Raw genomic sequence first — 16,990 nt, 5'->3', positions numbered from 1 at the left:
AGCATATGCTTGTGTATGTTTCTAATTACATACAAAAATTTCAGGAAAAAAGCGGAGGAATTCAAGATGAAGAAACTGAAAGTGACCAAAGGCGCAAAGTGTATGGCATGTCTGGAGTGTGTAAGAGCCTGTTCAACAAGCTTTTATAAGGAGTTTGACCCCGACAAATCCTGTATCCAGATCATTGACAAAAAGGGCGACGCAAAACCAATGGTCTGCGTACAGTGCGGAAAATGCGCAGAAGCCTGTCCGGAGGGCGCGATCACACAGAATGCAAAGGGCGTTTACATGATCAGCAAGAAAAAATGTACCGGATGCGGCAAATGTGTTGAGGCATGTCCTTTCCATGTAATGGTAAAAGCAGAGGAGTCACCTACAAGCAGCAAATGTATCGCTTGCGGTATCTGTGCGAAAGCATGTCCGATGGACGTACTGGAAGTTGTAGAAGGCTAAGCATATGTAAGGAGGCTGCCGCAGTTACTGTGCGGCAGCCTTTTGGGTTTCCGGATGATTGAAAATTGGCGGCAGGGGACCTTGCTGTCTTAAAAAGGGGGTTTTTACATGGTACATGGCACAGCAGTGCTGAAATCAGAATACGACGGACTGGGGCTGTCTGTCTTGTGGGTAGTGCCAAAAGAGGGAAGTAAGGGCGTGGTTCAGATTTCCCATGGCATGAGCGAGCATAAGGAGAGGTATCTGCCGTTTATGGAATATCTGGCAGAGAGGGGATACATTTGTGTGATCCATGACCACCGGGGACATGGAAAAAGTGTACATAATCAGGAAGAACTGGGATATCTCTACGGCGGAAAGAATAAAGCCATGGTGGAAGACCTGCATCAGATCACTTTGTGGATCAAGGCGATATTTCCCAAATTGCCGGTGTATCTGCTGGGACACAGTATGGGTACCCTGGCAGCCAGGAATTACCTGAAATATTTTGACAATGAACTGGAAAAGCTGATCCTGACCGGACCGCCCTGCCAGAACCCGGCGGTGGACCTGGGCCTTCTCATTGTCAGGCTGCAGAAACAGAAAAAGGGAGGACGATATCCCAGTAAACTGCTGGAGGCCATGTCCTTCGGTTCCTTTGCCCGCCGTTTTGCAGGGGAGAAGAGCCGCTTTGCCTGGATCTGTTCGGATGAGGAAGTGGTGAAAGCGTATGAACAGTCCCCCCTGTGTGGCTTTACTTTTACAGCAGATGGGTTTGAGGGACTGTTGATGTTGCTCAAGGAGACATACAGTAAGGACGGATGGAGACTGCAGAACCCGGAGCTGCCTATTTTGTTCCTGGGAGGCCGGGATGACCCTTGTATCGGAAACGGAAGAAAGTTTGTCAAGGAGCTTCAGCATATGAAACTGGTGGGATATACACATGTGACAGGAAAGCTCTATCCGGGGATGCGCCATGAGATTTTGAATGAGAAAAATAAATTGACAGTATTCCAAAATATTTATCAATATCTGGAAAAATAAGGTGATTATTTTGAAATTATCTCCAACATCCCGGTTGAAAAACAAAAAAGATAATGTTATAGTTAATTTGTATTTATAAAAGAAGTACATATGTTATCAAAAGGAGGATGAGCATGAAGAAGAAAATTTTAGGTATCTTATTGTCTCTGACCATGGCCGGCGCAATGCTGGCAGGCTGCGGACAGCAGCAGGGAGCAGAGGACAAGAAGGAAGAGACCAAAAAGGAAGAAACCAAGACAGAAGATACCAATACGGACAAAGCGGACAAGCAGGACGACAAAGCTGACGACACCAAGGCAGAAGGAACCGGCAAGTTTGCCCCTGTTGCCAAAGAGGATCTGAAAGTGGGTGTTATCCATATCACTGACCCGGCAGAGGGTTCCGGATACACATATACACATGATCAGGGTATTGTGGAGATGCAGAAAGAACTGGGACTTGACGACAGCCAGATCATCCGCAAGAACAATATCCCCGATACAGACCCGACCAAGACAGAGCAGGCGATCAGAGAGTGTATAGAGGATGGATGCCAGATCATTTTTGCCACAAGCTTTAACTACATGGATACCTGTGAACAGCTTGCGCAGGAATTCCCGGATGTGATTTTCTCTCACGGCACAGGATATAAGTCCAATGACACAAACTTCAACAACTATTTCGGAAGAATTTATCAGGCCAGATACTTATCCGGTATTGTTGCTGGTATGAAGACAGAGAGCAACAAAATTGGTTATGTTGCAGCTATGGGTTCTGAGAACTCTGAGGTTACCGGCGGTATTGATGCTTTTGCCATCGGTGTTGCGGAAGTAAACCCGGATGCGGAAATCCACGTAAAAGTTACGAACAGCTGGTTCTCCCCCACAGAGGAGACCAATGCGGCAAAAGCTTTGATCGCAGCAGGCTGTGATGTGATCGGACAGCACTGTGATACACCGAATCCCCAGACAGAGGCAGAAGCAGCAGGCGTATGGGGCGTTGGTTATAACTCAGATATGAGCAAGGATGCTCCGGCAGCAACACTTACCTCTGTTATCTGGAACTGGGGTGTATATTATAAACAGGCCGTACAGAAAGTGATCGACGGAACATGGACACCGGAAATTTATTTCGGCGGCATGGATGACGGTCTTGTAGATATCACACCGATCAATGAGGAACTGTGCGCACCGGGAACCAAAGAAAAAGTGGAAGAAGCCAGAAGAAAGATCATGGAAGAAGGCTTCAATGTATTTGACGGTGTCCTGGAGACAAACGACGGCAAAGCTGTAGGTACAGAAGGCGGTACACTGGATGATGCGACCATCACCGGAGGCATCAACTGGTATTACAAGAATGTGGTTGTAGATTAATGGTAATGGATCAGTCAGGCCTGTGCATTGACTGCGCCGGCTGTGTATAAGGGCAGCGGCAGGTATTTGCCAAGAGGGAATACAAAATGTGAAAAATCATTTTGTATTCCTTCTTTTCTTATGATACAATTATTCTGTATGTTTGTGTCTAAAATTGTAACGGATGGTGTATGCGTTACCAAAACAGAAAGAAACGAGAGGTGACACAGTTGGCTTTAGACAAGGTAGAGAATGCCATTGAGCTGAGAGGTATCACAAAGACATTTGGCAGTGTTGTGGCGAATGACCATATTGACCTGGATGTCAGAAGAGGAGAGATCCTTGCACTTCTGGGTGAGAATGGTTCCGGAAAGACCACATTGATGAATATGATTTCAGGCATTTACCACCCGGATGAGGGGAGTATCCATGTAAACGGCAGGGAAGTAGTGATCAATTCCCCTATGGATGCAAAAAAGCTGGGAATCGGCATGATCCATCAGCATTTTAAACTGGTGGATGTGTTTTCGGCCATGGATAATGTGGTGATCGGTGCAGAGGGAAAGAGGATCAAGCCAAAGGAGCTGAAGGAAAAAATCCTGGAGCTGACCAAAAAGTTTGGTCTTGAGGTTGACCCGGAGAAGAAAATATACAATATGTCCGTCAGCGAGAAGCAGACCGTGGAAATTTTGAAAGTCCTGTACAGAAATGCTGACATATTGATCCTGGATGAGCCCACCGCAGTGCTCACACCCCAGGAAACACAGAAGCTCTTTGCAATATTGAGAAGAATGAAAGAGCAGGGAAGTGCTATTATCATCATCACCCACAAGCTGAATGAGGTTATGGAAATCAGTGACCGGGTGACCATTCTGAGAAAAGGCAGAAGTATTGATACGGTAAATACGGCAGAATCCAACGAAAAGCAGCTTACCGAGCTGATGGTTGGCCGGCCGGTCACTTTGGAGATAGACCGTCCTAAGTGCGAAAATGTACACATAAGATTAAAAGTGGTGGATCTGTCTGTAAAAAAAGCGGACGGAACCACTGCCCTGAAAGATTTGTCTTTTGAAATAAAGGCAGGGGAGATCCTGGGTGTGGCAGGCATTGCAGGAAGCGGGCAGAAGGAACTGTGCGAAGCCATTGCAGGTCTGCTGCCTGTGGAGACAGGGGCGATCCTGCACAACAAGGAGAATATTATAGGAAAGACGCCAAAGCAGATCAATAACTTAGGCATCAGCCTTGGCTTTGTTCCCGAGGACAGGCTGGGCATGGGGCTTGTGGCCTCCATGGGTATGGTGGACAATATGCTGCTGAAATCCTATGACAAGGCAAAGGGGATCTTTGTGGACAGAAAGCCCGCCAAAAAGCTGGCTGAGGAGCTGGTGGAGCGTCTGGAGATCATGACGCCAAATGTGGAGACACCTGTGCGCCTGCTCTCCGGCGGCAATGTGCAGAAGGTACTGCTGGGAAGAGAGATTGAATCGGAGCCGTCCGTTTTGGTCACAGCCTACCCTGTCAGGGGCCTGGATATTAATTCTTCCTACACAATTTATGATCTGCTGAATGAGCAGAAGAAGAAAGGCGTTGCTGTTATGTTTATCGGTGAGGACCTGGATGTGCTTCTGGAGATTTCGGACAGGATCATGGTCCTCTGCCATGGAGAGGTGACCGGTATCGTGGAGGCTGCGGCAGTCACAAAAGAAGAGCTGGGCCTCATGATGACAGGCTCAAAAAGGGAAGGGGTGAAGGCTGATGGATGAGACAAGGAAGAAAGAGCCTCTGATTCGTGTTGAAAAGAGAAAAGAGCGCCCCGCAAAACAGGTGCGGCTGCTGCGTCTGGCTTCGGTACTGCTTGCCATTGTAGCCGGCGGCCTCTTTATTCTCTGTATTGGATATAATCCGTTTTCTGTATATGCAACCATTGTCTCTGGCGCGTTCAGAAGCAGCATGGCATTCCAGGCCACAATTAAAGTGATGGTGCCCCTGCTCATACCTGCCCTGGGACTTACCCTGGCATTTAAGATGCGTTTCTGGAACATAGGAGCTGAGGGACAGATCATCATGGGCGCAGTGTTTGCCACATTTTTTGCCCTGTTCTGCTGGGACTTCCCGCATTGGCTGCTCATGATCTGCATGTTTTTGGCAGGTATGCTGGGTGGTGCCCTGTGGGGGATCATTCCTGCGTTCTTTAAAGCAAAATTTGGTACCAATGAGACACTTTTTACACTGATGCTGAATTATATCGCACTGTATCTCATCTCCTTTTTAAGAGATGGCCCATGGCAGGACCCCAATTCATCAGGCTTTCCAAAGATCGCAAGGTTTGGGGAGAACGCGCAGCTTGACAAACTGTTCGGCGTGCATGTGGGATGGCTGATCGGGCTTGTGCTGGTAGCAGTGGTGTACATTTACCTGAAATACACAAAACAGGGATATGAGATCAGCGTGGTAGGCGAAAGCCGTGCCACGGCCCAGTACGCGGGTATGAATTACAAGAAGATCGTACTGCGCACCATGGCTTTCTCAGGCGCTATCTGCGGTATTGCAGGTATGGTGCAGGCCAGCGGTTCTGATTTGACACTCACCACGTCAGTGGCAGGCGGTGTGGGGTTCACAGCCATTATCGTGGCGTGGCTGGCCCAGCTTAACCCGGTGGGGATTTTGGTGGTATCTTTCTTATTCAGTGTGCTGGAAAAGGGAAGTACGGTCATGCAGTCCTCCTACGGACTGTCCGCATACTCTGCTGACGTGCTGCAGGGGATCATCCTGTTTTTTGTACTTGGATGTGAATTCTTTGTCAGATACCGGTTTGTTACCCGTAAGAAGGGAGGTAAGGCGTAATGGATTTTTTTACTAACTTTTTTGTGGCGGCGGTCCTTGCAGGTACTCCGCTTTTATTCGGGATTTTAGGTGAGATCATCAATGAAAAATCAGGCCATCTGAATCTGGGTGTGGAAGGTATGATGTCCATCGGTGCATGCGCGGGATTCATGATGGGATATAAGACAGATAATCTGCTTTTGGCCCTGGCGGCTGCATTTGCGGCGGGTATGCTGGGAGCCCTTATCTATGCTGTGCTCACGGTGACTTTTATGGCGGATCAGAATGTTACCGGTCTGACCCTCACCATTTTTGGTATTGGACTGAGCAACTTTTTTGGTGATTTTGTCAGGGAAAAGACAGGGGCTGCCTCCCTGAAACTGCCTGCGGGCATTCTGGACAGCCTTGGCAAGGTGGATATTCCGGTGCTGTCGGATATCCCGGTGCTGGGTAAATTGTTTTTCAATTATAATATCTTTGTTTATCTCGGAATTGTTGCAGCCATTCTGTGCGGTATATATCTGCACAGGACGAAAGCAGGCCTGAATATCCGCGCAGTGGGTGAAAATCCCGCGGCTGCAGATGCGGCAGGCCTTCCGGTAACAAGGCTGAAATATATGAACCTGATGCTGGGCGGAGGGATCTGCGGTATTGGCGGTGCCTACTGTTCCATGATCATCTGTAACGGTGTATGGATCAGCAACTGTGTAAACGGTCTTGGATGGATTGCCGTTGCGCTTGTTATCTTTGCCACCTGGAACCCAAATAAGGCTGTGTTTGCGGCGCTGGTGTTCGGTGCATTCAGTGTGCTGAAATACTATGTGCCAAAATCAGTCATCAAGATACCGGACTCCATTTTTGATATGGTGCCGTTCTTTATGACAATACTTGTGCTGATTGTCACATCCATCCGTTCTTCTAAGGAAAATTCCCAGCCGCAGTCCTGCGGTGTGAATTATTTCCGCGAGGAGAGATAAGGATTCACGAAAGAAAAGCCAGATTCCCGGGCGGGAGCCTGGCTTTTCGTGAAGGTACAGGAGAGTGTCAAAAATATGTGGATAGGAGGCAGGATATGTCAACAAAATCAGAGCTTCTGAAGCTGCTTGAGAGTCACAGGGGAGAATATCTGTCCGGGGAGGAACTGGCGTTAAGGCTTGGATATTCCAGAACAGCGGTGTGGAAGGCTATGAAAAGCCTCCGTGAGGAGGGATACCGGATCGCGGCTGTGAATAACAGAGGATATGCCCTTGAGACGGATAATGATATTTTGTCTGTGGAGGCAGTGAAAATACATCTGGAGCACCCGGATGTGTTTATGCAGGTGGAAAAGGAGATCTCATCCACCAACCAGTATTTGAAAAAAAGAGGGATTGAGGAGAACCTTCCCCATGGTTCTTTTGTGGCAGCGGAGGCCCAGACAGAGGGGAAGGGCAGGCGTGGGCGCAGCTTTTACTCCCCCGCGGGCAGCGGCCTCTATTTAAGTGTGCTGATGCGGCCAAAGAGAACGGCCCAGGAGAGTCTGACACTGACGGCAGCGGCAGCAGTTGCTGTCTGCCGGGCCGTGGAGCAGATTTGCGGTGTCTTTCTGGGCATCAAATGGGTCAATGATTTATATTTGGGAGAGCGGAAAGTCTGTGGTATCCTCACAGAGGCTGTCACGGATTTTGAGACCGGGGATATTGAACTGGTGATCGTGGGGATCGGCCTGAATCTTCGTATGCCGGCAGGCGGTTTTCCCAAGGGTTTATCCGGTACCGCCGGGGCTGTATTGGAGGATGATGTGTATGTGAACAGGAACCTGCTGACTGCCGGAATCATTAATTATCTGCTTGAGGAGGCAGAGAAGGAGGGGATTCCGGAGGAGTATATATCCAGAAATATCGTACCCGGCAGACACGTCCGGGTAGCTTACGGTACACAGGTGAGAAGTGTGGAGGCGGAAAAGATCCTGCCGGACGGCAGGCTTCTGATCAAAAACGAACAGGGGGAGGAAGAAATCCTTCCATGTGGGGATGTGTCACTGAACCTCCATGAGGACAGAGAATGATCAGCCGCGGCGTCTGTTTTTACTTCTGCTTCGGCGCAGGGCGTTCCAGCAGAGAAACTGTACCAGAATAATGCCTGCAAAAGCACCGATGCTGTCTATCATCACATCCCTTTTAGAGGGGCCTCTTCCCGCTACAAAGGACTGGTGGAATTCGTCGGTGCAGGCAAATCCCACACTGATGATCCCTGCAAATAGAATCAGTAATATACCCCGCAGCCCGTAAACATACAGGGGAAGGGACACACAGACAGCCAGTACAAAGTATTCACTCATGTGTGCCAGCTTCCTGACCGGGGTGTGGATCTTGTCTGTGTAGTAGGCGATCCGTTCTTCGCTCATATGTTTGTTTAATATTTTATCTGCTGTTACAATGACTTCATGGCTTATTTTATAGCTGAGATTACCGGATTGTGCGCCCGTCTGGCTGGAAAAAGAAAAGATCATGTACATGACCAGCAGTGCCGGGAGAAAAGAAAACGGCTTCAACAGCAGTATGAAAAATTTCTTCATATTTGTTTCCTCATTTGTCTTTATAAATTTACGGATAACTGCTCAGCATCCTTGCGGAACGGCTTTTGACCATGGGTTGTCTGCCCGGCTTCAAAAGGCTGTCTTACGGTCAGCACAGTGAATGCCCAGGCCTGCTGAATAGTTACATTTATGGTTACCTTCTGGTGACTATATCATGTTTTGGGGGCAGTGTAAAGTACAGGGATCGGGCAAAGAGGAACAAAAATTTTTGGAAAAACAGTTTGACAAGGAAAAAGAACAGTTTTATACTTAGTAATAAATAGAATGAAAAAGGCAGAGAAAAGAAGAGTACATTCTGCAGACTGGCAAAGAGAGCTTCAGTTGGTGAGAAGAAGCGCAGCAGGCTGAATGGAAGATGGTCTTGGAGCCGCGTACCGACTACAGAAGTATAGGCTACGATGGGAGCGCCCATTACAGCGCCGGAGTATAAGGAAATACATGGAGTGGTTTGGATTTCCCGTACTTGCAAAGGTCAGCATCGTGAGGTGCGGATAAATCAAGGTGGTACCACGAAGCGTAATGCTCTCGTCCTGATTGTATTTACAATTAAGGATGGGAGCTTTTTTTGGCCGCTTTGTACTTTTTTATTGCCGGAAAAGGAGGAGATTATGAGTAAACAGACACAGGAAACAGGAGGGGCGCCCAAATGGTCGGGCAGCTTCGGATTTATTATGGCAGCAGCAGGGTCTGCTGTGGGAATGGGAAACTTGTGGCGTTTCCCAATGCTTGTGGGGGAGAGCGGAGGCGGTGCCTTTGTCCTGGTATACCTCATCTGCATTTTTCTGGTGGGCATTCCGCTGATCATCGCTGAGATCAGTATTGGCCGAGCAGGAGGAAAAGATGCCTTTGGAAGCTATAAGGCCCTGAACGCCAAATGGGGCGGCGTGGGTATACTGGCTGTGATCACAAGTTTTATCGGACTTTCTTATTATGCTGTTCTGGGCGGCTGGGTCATCCGGTATATTTTTGTTTCTGTGACAGGACTGCCGGAGAGCAGCGAAGCGTTTTTTATGTCATTCACAGGTAATACAGGAAGCCAGGTTATCTATTATCTGGTATTTATGGTTATAACTGTGGCAATTGTTGTGATGGGAATTCAGAAAGGAATTGAAAAATCATGTAAGATCATGATGCCTCTTCTGATTGTCTGCCTGATCGTCATTGTCATTCGCTCCTGTACCCTTCCTGGCGCAGGGGAAGGGATTAAGTTCTTCCTGAAACCGGACTTCTCCAAACTGACACCGGGAGCTTTCCTGTCAGCACTTGGACAGGTGTTTTTCTCCCTGTCACTGGGAACCGGAGCTACCATTACATACGGGGCATATCTGGGGAAAAACCAGAATATACCTAAGAGTGCCGTTAGTATTGCATTTTTCGACACCATGGTGGCTATGATCGCGGGGTTTGCCATTCTTCCGGCTGTATTTGCCTTTGGCTTCTCACCCACAAGCGGACCGAGCCTGATGTTCCAGACCCTTCCCGCAGTTTTTGACGAGATGACAGGAGGAAAGATTTTTGGAGTTGTATTCTTTGTGTTAGTGCTTTTTGCAGCGGTTTCTACCAGCATTGCATTTTTGGAGGTAGTGGTTTCCTTTGCTGTGAATACCTTTAAAGTCAGCCGCGCAAAGGCTTCCGTGATTTCCGCAGTGCTGATCACCTGCCTGGGTATTCCATGTGCCCTGAGCTTTGGAATCTGGAGTGACATCAAGATCGCAGGAAAAACCTTCTTTGACCTGGGAGATTACCTGGTGTCCAATGTATCTCTGCCAATCGGCGGAATCCTGGCCTGTATCTTTATCGGCTGGGTGTGGAAGAGCAAAAACGCAGAGAAGGAAGTTACGAATGAAGGGAAGATCAGCTTTAAGCTGGTTTCTGTATGGTCAGTGCTGATCAAATTTGTGCTGCCGGTTGTGATTTTCATTATTTTTGTGACTTCCAATCCGTGGATTATAGATCTGTTTCAGTAAAAAAGAACGTTAGCCGCCCGGATGTATGGTATCTGCCGCATCCGGGCGGCTCTTAGAGATGCGTGTTCTCAAAATAACAGTTGTCAAATATTTTCACGGAAGTTATAATAAAGTGGCAGTATATTGTCAACAGAAAATCAGCAAGCCCCAATAATATATTGAAAGAGATAAAATAACGGCAGAAACGAGATAAAAAACTAAATAAATATGCTTAGAAATCTCTCTGGACTTGCCGAGATGGAATGAAACAAATAGAAAAGCGAGGATGAGACATGAGTCAGGCAGATCATATTTTTATGGATATGTGCCGTGATATCCTGGAAAACGGCACGGATACAAAGGGCGAGAAGGTCCGCCCAAAATGGGAGGATACCGGGGAAAGTGCCTACACCATCAAACGTTTTGGGGTGGTGAACCGGTATGATTTGAGAAAAGAATTTCCAGCCCTGACACTGCGCAGGACGGCTCTCAAAAGCTGCATGGATGAGATCCTCTGGATATACCAGAAAAAATCCAACAACATTCACGAACTGAAATCTCATATCTGGGATGCATGGGCGGATGAAAACGGCTCCATCGGAACCTGCTACGGAGATGTGGTGGGGAGAAAGTTCATCTATAAAGGGGAGGAGACCGACCAGATGGATTACGTTCTTCGGCAGTTGAAGGAGAATCCCTACAGCCGCAGGATCATGACAAACCTGTATCAGTTTGAATACCTGAACAGCGGCGCCCTGGACCCTTGCTGTTACAGTATGACTTACAATGTGACAAAGGAGCCGGGGGAGGAGAAGCTCATTTTAAATGGGGTTTTGAACCAGCGTTCCCAGGATATTCTGGCAGCAAATAACTGGAATGTATGCCAGTATTCCATCCTTCTTATGATGGTGGCTCAGGTCAATAACATGATTCCCGGAGAATTGCTGCATGTGATCGCGGATGCCCATATCTATGACCGTCACGTGCCGGCCATCAGGGAGCTGATCTCCAGGACACCGTATGAGGCGCCTAAGGTAACCCTGAATCCGGAGATAAAGGATTTTTATGATTTTACCACCAATGATTTAATTGTGGAGGATTATCAGGCTGGGCCGCAGATCAAAAATATACCTATAGCAGTCTGAAAATCGTTAAGCAAAGGAGAGACAGAATGAATATAATCGTAGCGGTAGATAAGAATTGGGGAATCGGCAAAGACAACCGTCTTCTTGTAAGTATTCCGGCTGACATGAAGTTTTTCCGCACAACCACCACAGGCAAAGTAGTGGTGATGGGGAGAAAGACGCTGGAGAGCTTTCCGGGGGGACAGCCCTTGAAAAACCGTACTAATATTGTCCTGACCAGGGATGTGAATTATAAGGTAAAAGGTGCTGTGATCGTGCACAGTGTGGACGAACTCATGGAGGAACTGAAAAAGTATGACAGTGAAGATGTTTATGTCATCGGAGGGGACAGCGTTTACAGCGCTCTGCTGGATCACTGTGATACGGCACATGTGACAAAGATTGATTTTGCCTATGAGGCAGATACCTGGTTTCCGAATCTGGACGAGAGAAAAGACTGGTCAGTGGCAGGGGCCAGTGAGGAGCAGACATATTTTGACTTGGAATACCAATTCGTGCAGTATAAAAGAAATAAAGAATAATACCTGAAGGTTTCAGCAGATAAGATCAGGCCTCCGGAAGATGGAATTCTTCCGGAGGCCGTGTCAGTTGTGTGGTTCTTTCTGTATAGCATGTATAAAGGCGGCACAAGAGAGAGGCCATGTTCCTCCACCCCGCTCAAGGGTAGGCATATTTCCGGATGCGTTTCCCTAATGTCATGGGAGCCTTATTCGATAACCTGGATCCAACCCTCAGGAGCTTCCAGTCTTCCCATCTGGATGCCTGTGAGTGTATCATACAGCTTCTGGGTTACAGGACCCATCTGTTCCATGCCTGCCGGCAGTACGATCTCTTTGCCGTGGTCTACGATCTTACCCACAGGAGAGATAACGGCAGCCGTACCGCATAGTCCGCATTCAGCGAAATCTTTGACTTCTTCCAAGAGAACTTCTCTTTCCTCAACCTTCAGTCCAAGATAATGTTCAGCAACATAGATCAGGGAACGTCTGGTGATGGAGGGCAGAATGCTGCTGGATTTTGGAGTGACTACAGTGTTGTCTTTGGTGACAAACAGGAAGTTGGCACCTCCGGTCTCCTCCACCTTTGTTCTGGTACCTGGGTCCAGATACATATTCTCGTCAAAGCCCTGGCTGTGGGCATCCACGATAGCGTGAAGGCTCATGGCGTAATTCAGGCCTGCTTTGATATGGCCGGTGCCGTTTGGCGCGGCCCGGTCAAAATCGCTGACACGGATGGTCAGAGGCTTTACGCCGCCTTTGAAGTAAGGTCCTACAGGAGTGGTGAATACACGGAACTGGTATTCATCGGCAGGCTTCACACCGATGACCGGATTGCTCCCAAACATATAGGGGCGGATATACAGGGTGGCTCCTGAGCCGTAAGGAGGAACATAGGCGGCATTTGCCTTTACGGTTTCAATAACTGCTTTTATGAAGCGTTCTTTTGAAAACACTGGCATTTCCAGGCGGCGGGCAGAATTTTCCATGCGCTCACCGTTTAAGTCAGGGCGGAAGGTGACAATGCGGCCGTCTTCTGTGGTGTAAGCCTTAAGCCCCTCAAAAACGGTCTGTGCATACTGCAGGACACCTGCGCATTCGTTGATCGCCACGGTGTCGTCCGTTATCATTGCGCCCTCATCCCAGGCGCCGTCCTTATAATTAGAAACATAGCGGTAGTCGGTTTTCATATATGTAAAACCGAGGTTAGACCAGTCAATGTTCTTCTTTTCCATAGTGAATCCTCCATTCTGCCGATAGATACGGTATGTAATAAAATATTTTTTATCATTATAGAACTTTAATCCATGAATTGCAAGAGATGCCGCATTGCTTTTTTCTCTTATTTCATATATAATCGTATTCAAACGGAGATGTATGTGAAACAGGTTTTAGTTTTGAAAAACTGGAGAGATAAAAAATGGCAAATAATGATTGGAATAATCTGGGCAGAGATATTAAGGATATCGTACAGGATGCCCTGGACACAGGAAATTTTAACCGGTTGAACCGGGACTTGGGCGCTACGCTGGAAGACGCCCTTAGTAATGTGGCCAACAGCGTGAAAGATGCGGCAAAAAGCGGCATGGACCAGGCCAAGAACGGTATGGATCAGGGGCCGGGCTATAAAGGCCCCGGGCGATACGGCAGGTCTTATGGAGGACCCGGCACCCGCAAAACTTGCGCGGGCAGCTCCTCATGGAATGACAGGAGCTATTCCCAGGACGGGGCGCAGACAAGGCCGAGGTATCACTATCCAGAGACAAAACGTGTGAAGGAAGCAAGAGAAAAGTTTGCCCTCTATATAAATACCAGCGGACCAAGAGCCATGGGTATATTATTTACCACACTGGGCTTTGCGCTGCTGGCTATGTTTGGCGTTACGCTGACTGTGCTGGGAATCTGCTCGCTGTTCATAGGTTCTCTGGCTGAGAAAATGGGGATATTTGTCTCTGTGTTTGGTCCCGCAATAGGGATCAGCGGTATCATGGGAATCTGTGGGAACAAGCTGAGAAAAAAAGTGAACCGTTTCCGCTCCTACATACACACCCTGAACGGCAGGACGTATGCGGAAATTTCAGAGCTGGCAAAGGGCGTCAGAAAACCGGAGAAATTTGTCCGCCGGGATTTAAAGCGGATGATCAAGAAATATATGTTTCTGGAAGGCCATCTGGATGATTCGGGTACCTGTCTGATCACCAGTGACGAATCTTACAAACAATATTTGGAGACAAAGAAACAGGCGGAGATCCAGCAGAAGACAAAAGAGCAGGAAATCAAAAAAGAAGAGGAAACAGCGGGAGATAAGGATTTATCCAAGGAAACCCGTGAGGTTATAGAGGAAGGCAATGCCTACATGGAACAGATACGGAAGAGCAACGACGCGATTCCGGGCGTGGAGATATCCAACAAAATGTATCATCTGGAAAATGTGATCCGCCGGATCTTCAAACGTGTGGAACAGCATCCGGAGCTGATTGACGATCTGCACAAATTTATGGATTATTATCTGCCCACCACAGTGAAGCTTCTGCAGGCCTATGAAGAGCTGGACAAACAGGACGTGGAAGGCGATAATATTAAAACCGCAAAGAAAGAAATTGAAAATACACTGGATACGATCAATCAGGCATTTGAAAACCTTCTGGACAGCTTTTTCAGGGATACAGCCTGGGATGTATCCACGGATATATCTGTTTTGAAGACCATGCTGGCACAGGAAGGCCTTACCGGCGGTAAAGATTTTCAACAGGATAAGTGAGGATTTTCACCCTAAAATAAGATGGATGGCAGCGGCGGGCGGAGCGGAATCGGTATCCCACACTGGCATGAGGCTGAGTAATACATGGATATAAGATGTAGTCGTACTCTGTGAAATTACCGAGGCGCGGAAAGAAGTAAAAGAAGGAGTAAGAGATGAGTGACGAATTCAAGGATTTTACAGTAACACCTACACTGACGTTTGATGCGCCAAAGGAGGAGGCGCCGGTTGTGGAAATAAAAAAAGAGGAGCCGGTGGAACCCCAGCTTGACGAGAGCGTGCTCTCCGATGCGGAGCGGAAAATGGTGGATGATTTTTCGAGACAGATTGATATCCGCAATTCTGCAGCTATTCTGCAGTATGGGGCAGGTACCCAGAAAAAGATGGCGGATTTCTCAGAGGAGGCTCTGGAAAAAGTAAAGACAAAGGACCTGGGCGAAGTGGGAGACCTTCTTGGCGATGTGGTGACACAGCTCAAAAGCTTTGACGCTGCCGAGGAGGAAAAAGGCCTGCGCGGTTTCTTCAAACGTGGTTCCAACAGAATAGAAGCCATGAAGACCAAATATGCCAGGGCTGAAACCAATATAGGAAAGATCGTACAGACCTTGGAGCAGCACCAGATTCAGCTTATGAAGGATGCTGCCACCATGGACAAGATGTATGCCCTGAACCTGAACTATTTCAAAGAACTTTCCATGTACATTCTGGCAGGAAAGAAGAAGCTCCGGGAAGTGAGAAACACAGACCTTCCCCAGCTTATGGACAAAGCCCAGAGAAGCGGCCTTCCGGAGGATGCCCAGGCAGCCAAGGATTTGGATTCCATGTGCCAGAGATTTGAAAAGAAGATCCATGATCTGGAACTCACCCGCATGATCTCCATTCAGACAGCCCCCCAGATCCGTCTGGTCCAGGGCAATGACACCCTGATGGCAGAGAAGATCCAGTCCACCCTGGTAAATACCATTCCCCTGTGGAAAAGCCAGATGGTCCTGGCTCTGGGTGTGGCTCATTCCTCTGAAGCTGCAAGGGCACAGAGGCAGGTGACAGACATGACAAATGCCCTGCTCCAGAAAAATGCGGAGACACTGAAGATGGCTACCATCGATGCTGCAAAAGAATCCGAGAGAGGCATTGTGGATATCGAGACTCTGAAACATACAAACGAGTCACTGATCAGCACATTTGATGAGATTATGAACATCCAGAAAGAGGGACACCAGAAGCGTATGGAAGCGGAGGTGGAGATGAACCGTCTGGAAGGGGAACTGAAACAGAAACTTTTAGAGATCAACCGGTAAATGCGAAGCGGGCGTGTCCGGGGCAGAAAAGCCCGGACACGCCCAAACACGCTTATAATACAGGAGGCAGTAATATGTATCGTGACCATACAAAAGTGGTGCGGATAGGTGAAAAAAAAATAGGAGGGGGAAACCCTATTCTGATCCAGTCCATGACCAATACAAAAACAGAGGATGTAAAAGCCACGGTGGCACAGATTCTTGCTTTGGAAGCGGCAGGGTGTGAGATCGTCCGCTGTACGGTTCCGAGCTGGGATGCGGCAGAGGCCCTTGGGGAGATCAAGAAACAGATCCATATTCCCCTGGTGGCTGACATTCATTTTGATTACAGGATGGCTGTTGCCGCAATGGAGAAGGGGGCTGACAAGATTCGTATCAATCCGGGCAACATTGGAGGGCCGGAGAAAATAAAGGCCGTTGTGGACACTGCAAAGGAGCGGAATATCCCCATCCGGGTGGGTGTCAATTCCGGTTCCCTGGAAAAAGAGCTGGTGGAGAAGTATCACGGTGTGACTGCGGAGGGGCTTGTGGAGAGTGCGCTTGACAAGGTGAAGATCATTGAGGATTTTGGCTATGACAACCTGGTGATCAGCATCAAATCCTCAGATGTGCTCATGTGCATCAAAGCCCATGAACTTTTGGCAGAGAGGACGCATTATCCTCTCCATGTGGGAATCACAGAAGCAGGCACCCTGTACTCCGGCAATATCAAATCCGCTGTTGGCCTTGGCGTTATTTTGTATCAGGGGATAGGGGACACCATCCGGGTATCCCTGACCGGGGACCCGGTGGAGGAGATCAAGTCAGCAAAGAGGATCTTAAAGACCCTGAATCTCCGAAAAGGAGGTATAGAGGTGGTGTCCTGCCCTACCTGCGGAAGAACGCAGATAGATTTGATCGGACTTGCAAACCAGGTGGAAACCATGGTGCAGGAGTTCCCTCTGGACATTAAGGTGGCTGTTATGGGCTGTGTGGTCAACGGCCCCGGTGAGGCAAAAGAGGCGGATATCGGTATCGCAGGCGGCAAAGGTGTGGGCCTGCTGATCAAAAAGGGTGAGATCATCCGAAAAGTTCCGGAGGCAGAGCTTCTTGGAACCCTTAGGCGGGAACTGGAGAACTGGGAGAAATAGTGTTT

Annotated in this window: 15 protein-coding genes; 13 read left to right on the top strand and 2 right to left on the bottom strand. The window is 48.3% G+C overall.

Going from position 1 to position 16,990, the window contains the following annotated elements:
- The first annotated feature begins 66 nt into the window (after positions 1–66).
- The 7 genes from A4V09_RS15060 to A4V09_RS15030 all read left to right on the top strand — a co-directional run bounded on the left by A4V09_RS15060 (position 67) and on the right by A4V09_RS15030 (position 7,677).
- Positions 67–453: a 4Fe-4S binding protein gene (locus tag A4V09_RS15060; RefSeq protein WP_065544805.1), complete on the top strand. Its 387-nt coding sequence runs from the start codon at positions 67–69 to the stop codon at positions 451–453.
- A 108-nt stretch (positions 454–561) separates the two neighbouring features.
- A complete protein-coding gene (locus A4V09_RS15055) occupies positions 562–1,476 on the top strand; it encodes an alpha/beta fold hydrolase (protein WP_065543075.1) in 915 nt (304 codons plus the stop codon).
- A 113-nt stretch (positions 1,477–1,589) separates the two neighbouring features.
- Positions 1,590–2,828 (top strand): BMP family ABC transporter substrate-binding protein, encoded by a 1,239-nt coding sequence (locus tag A4V09_RS15050; RefSeq protein ID WP_065543074.1) that lies wholly within the window; start codon positions 1,590–1,592, stop codon positions 2,826–2,828.
- 170 nt (positions 2,829–2,998) lie between these two features.
- Positions 2,999–4,570: an ABC transporter ATP-binding protein gene (locus A4V09_RS15045; RefSeq protein WP_065543073.1), complete on the top strand. Its 1,572-nt coding sequence runs from the start codon at positions 2,999–3,001 to the stop codon at positions 4,568–4,570.
- Entirely contained in the window at positions 4,563–5,651 is a 1,089-nt protein-coding gene (locus A4V09_RS15040) for an ABC transporter permease (RefSeq protein WP_065543072.1), read from the top strand. Before A4V09_RS15045 ends, A4V09_RS15040 begins: the two co-directional genes overlap by 8 nt.
- Complete coding sequence (locus A4V09_RS15035) at positions 5,651–6,607, top strand: ABC transporter permease (RefSeq protein ID WP_065543071.1); 957 nt, start codon at positions 5,651–5,653, stop codon at positions 6,605–6,607. Before A4V09_RS15040 ends, A4V09_RS15035 begins: the two co-directional genes overlap by 1 nt.
- A gap of 95 nt (positions 6,608–6,702) precedes the next feature.
- Positions 6,703–7,677, top strand: a complete 975-nt coding sequence (locus tag A4V09_RS15030) for a biotin--[acetyl-CoA-carboxylase] ligase (RefSeq protein WP_065543070.1) — start codon at positions 6,703–6,705, stop codon at positions 7,675–7,677.
- Here A4V09_RS15030 and A4V09_RS15025 read toward each other — a convergent pair whose 3' ends face one another.
- Positions 7,678–8,187, bottom strand: a complete 510-nt coding sequence (locus A4V09_RS15025; protein WP_065543069.1) for a VanZ family protein — start codon at positions 8,185–8,187, stop codon at positions 7,678–7,680.
- A gap of 629 nt (positions 8,188–8,816) precedes the next feature.
- Here A4V09_RS15025 and A4V09_RS15020 point away from each other — a divergent pair.
- The 3 genes from A4V09_RS15020 to A4V09_RS15010 all read left to right on the top strand — a co-directional run bounded on the left by A4V09_RS15020 (position 8,817) and on the right by A4V09_RS15010 (position 11,820).
- Positions 8,817–10,175, top strand: coding sequence for a sodium-dependent transporter (locus A4V09_RS15020; RefSeq protein WP_065543068.1), 1,359 nt, complete (start codon positions 8,817–8,819; stop codon positions 10,173–10,175).
- A gap of 272 nt (positions 10,176–10,447) precedes the next feature.
- Positions 10,448–11,299, top strand: a complete 852-nt coding sequence (thyA, locus tag A4V09_RS15015) for a thymidylate synthase (RefSeq protein WP_065543067.1) — start codon at positions 10,448–10,450, stop codon at positions 11,297–11,299.
- A 26-nt stretch (positions 11,300–11,325) separates the two neighbouring features.
- Positions 11,326–11,820: a dihydrofolate reductase gene (locus A4V09_RS15010; RefSeq protein WP_065543066.1), complete on the top strand. Its 495-nt coding sequence runs from the start codon at positions 11,326–11,328 to the stop codon at positions 11,818–11,820.
- Positions 11,821–12,005: 185 nt separating this feature from the next.
- On the opposite strand, the gene A4V09_RS15005 is transcribed toward A4V09_RS15010, so the two are convergent.
- Positions 12,006–13,031, bottom strand: coding sequence for a branched-chain amino acid aminotransferase (locus tag A4V09_RS15005; protein WP_065543065.1), 1,026 nt, complete (start codon positions 13,029–13,031; stop codon positions 12,006–12,008).
- 185 nt (positions 13,032–13,216) lie between these two features.
- Between A4V09_RS15005 and A4V09_RS15000 the strand changes: the two genes are divergently transcribed.
- The 3 genes from A4V09_RS15000 (at position 13,217) to ispG (ending at position 16,985) form a co-directional block, all read left to right on the top strand.
- The gene (locus A4V09_RS15000; protein ID WP_065543064.1) at positions 13,217–14,557 is read left to right on the top strand and encodes a 5-bromo-4-chloroindolyl phosphate hydrolysis family protein; all 1,341 of its coding nucleotides are present in this window, start codon (positions 13,217–13,219) and stop codon (positions 14,555–14,557) included.
- 155 nt (positions 14,558–14,712) lie between these two features.
- A complete protein-coding gene (locus tag A4V09_RS14995; RefSeq protein ID WP_065543063.1) occupies positions 14,713–15,855 on the top strand; it encodes a toxic anion resistance protein in 1,143 nt (380 codons plus the stop codon).
- A gap of 74 nt (positions 15,856–15,929) precedes the next feature.
- A complete protein-coding gene (gene ispG / locus A4V09_RS14990) occupies positions 15,930–16,985 on the top strand; it encodes a flavodoxin-dependent (E)-4-hydroxy-3-methylbut-2-enyl-diphosphate synthase (protein WP_065543062.1) in 1,056 nt (351 codons plus the stop codon).
- Positions 16,986–16,990 lie beyond the last annotated feature (5 nt).

The sequence above is a fragment of the Blautia pseudococcoides genome, assembly GCF_001689125.2.
Taxonomy (GTDB): domain Bacteria; phylum Bacillota; class Clostridia; order Lachnospirales; family Lachnospiraceae; genus Blautia; species Blautia pseudococcoides.
Note: the sequence above shows the minus strand (reverse complement) of the source record. Positions and strands in the feature narration are given on the sequence as shown.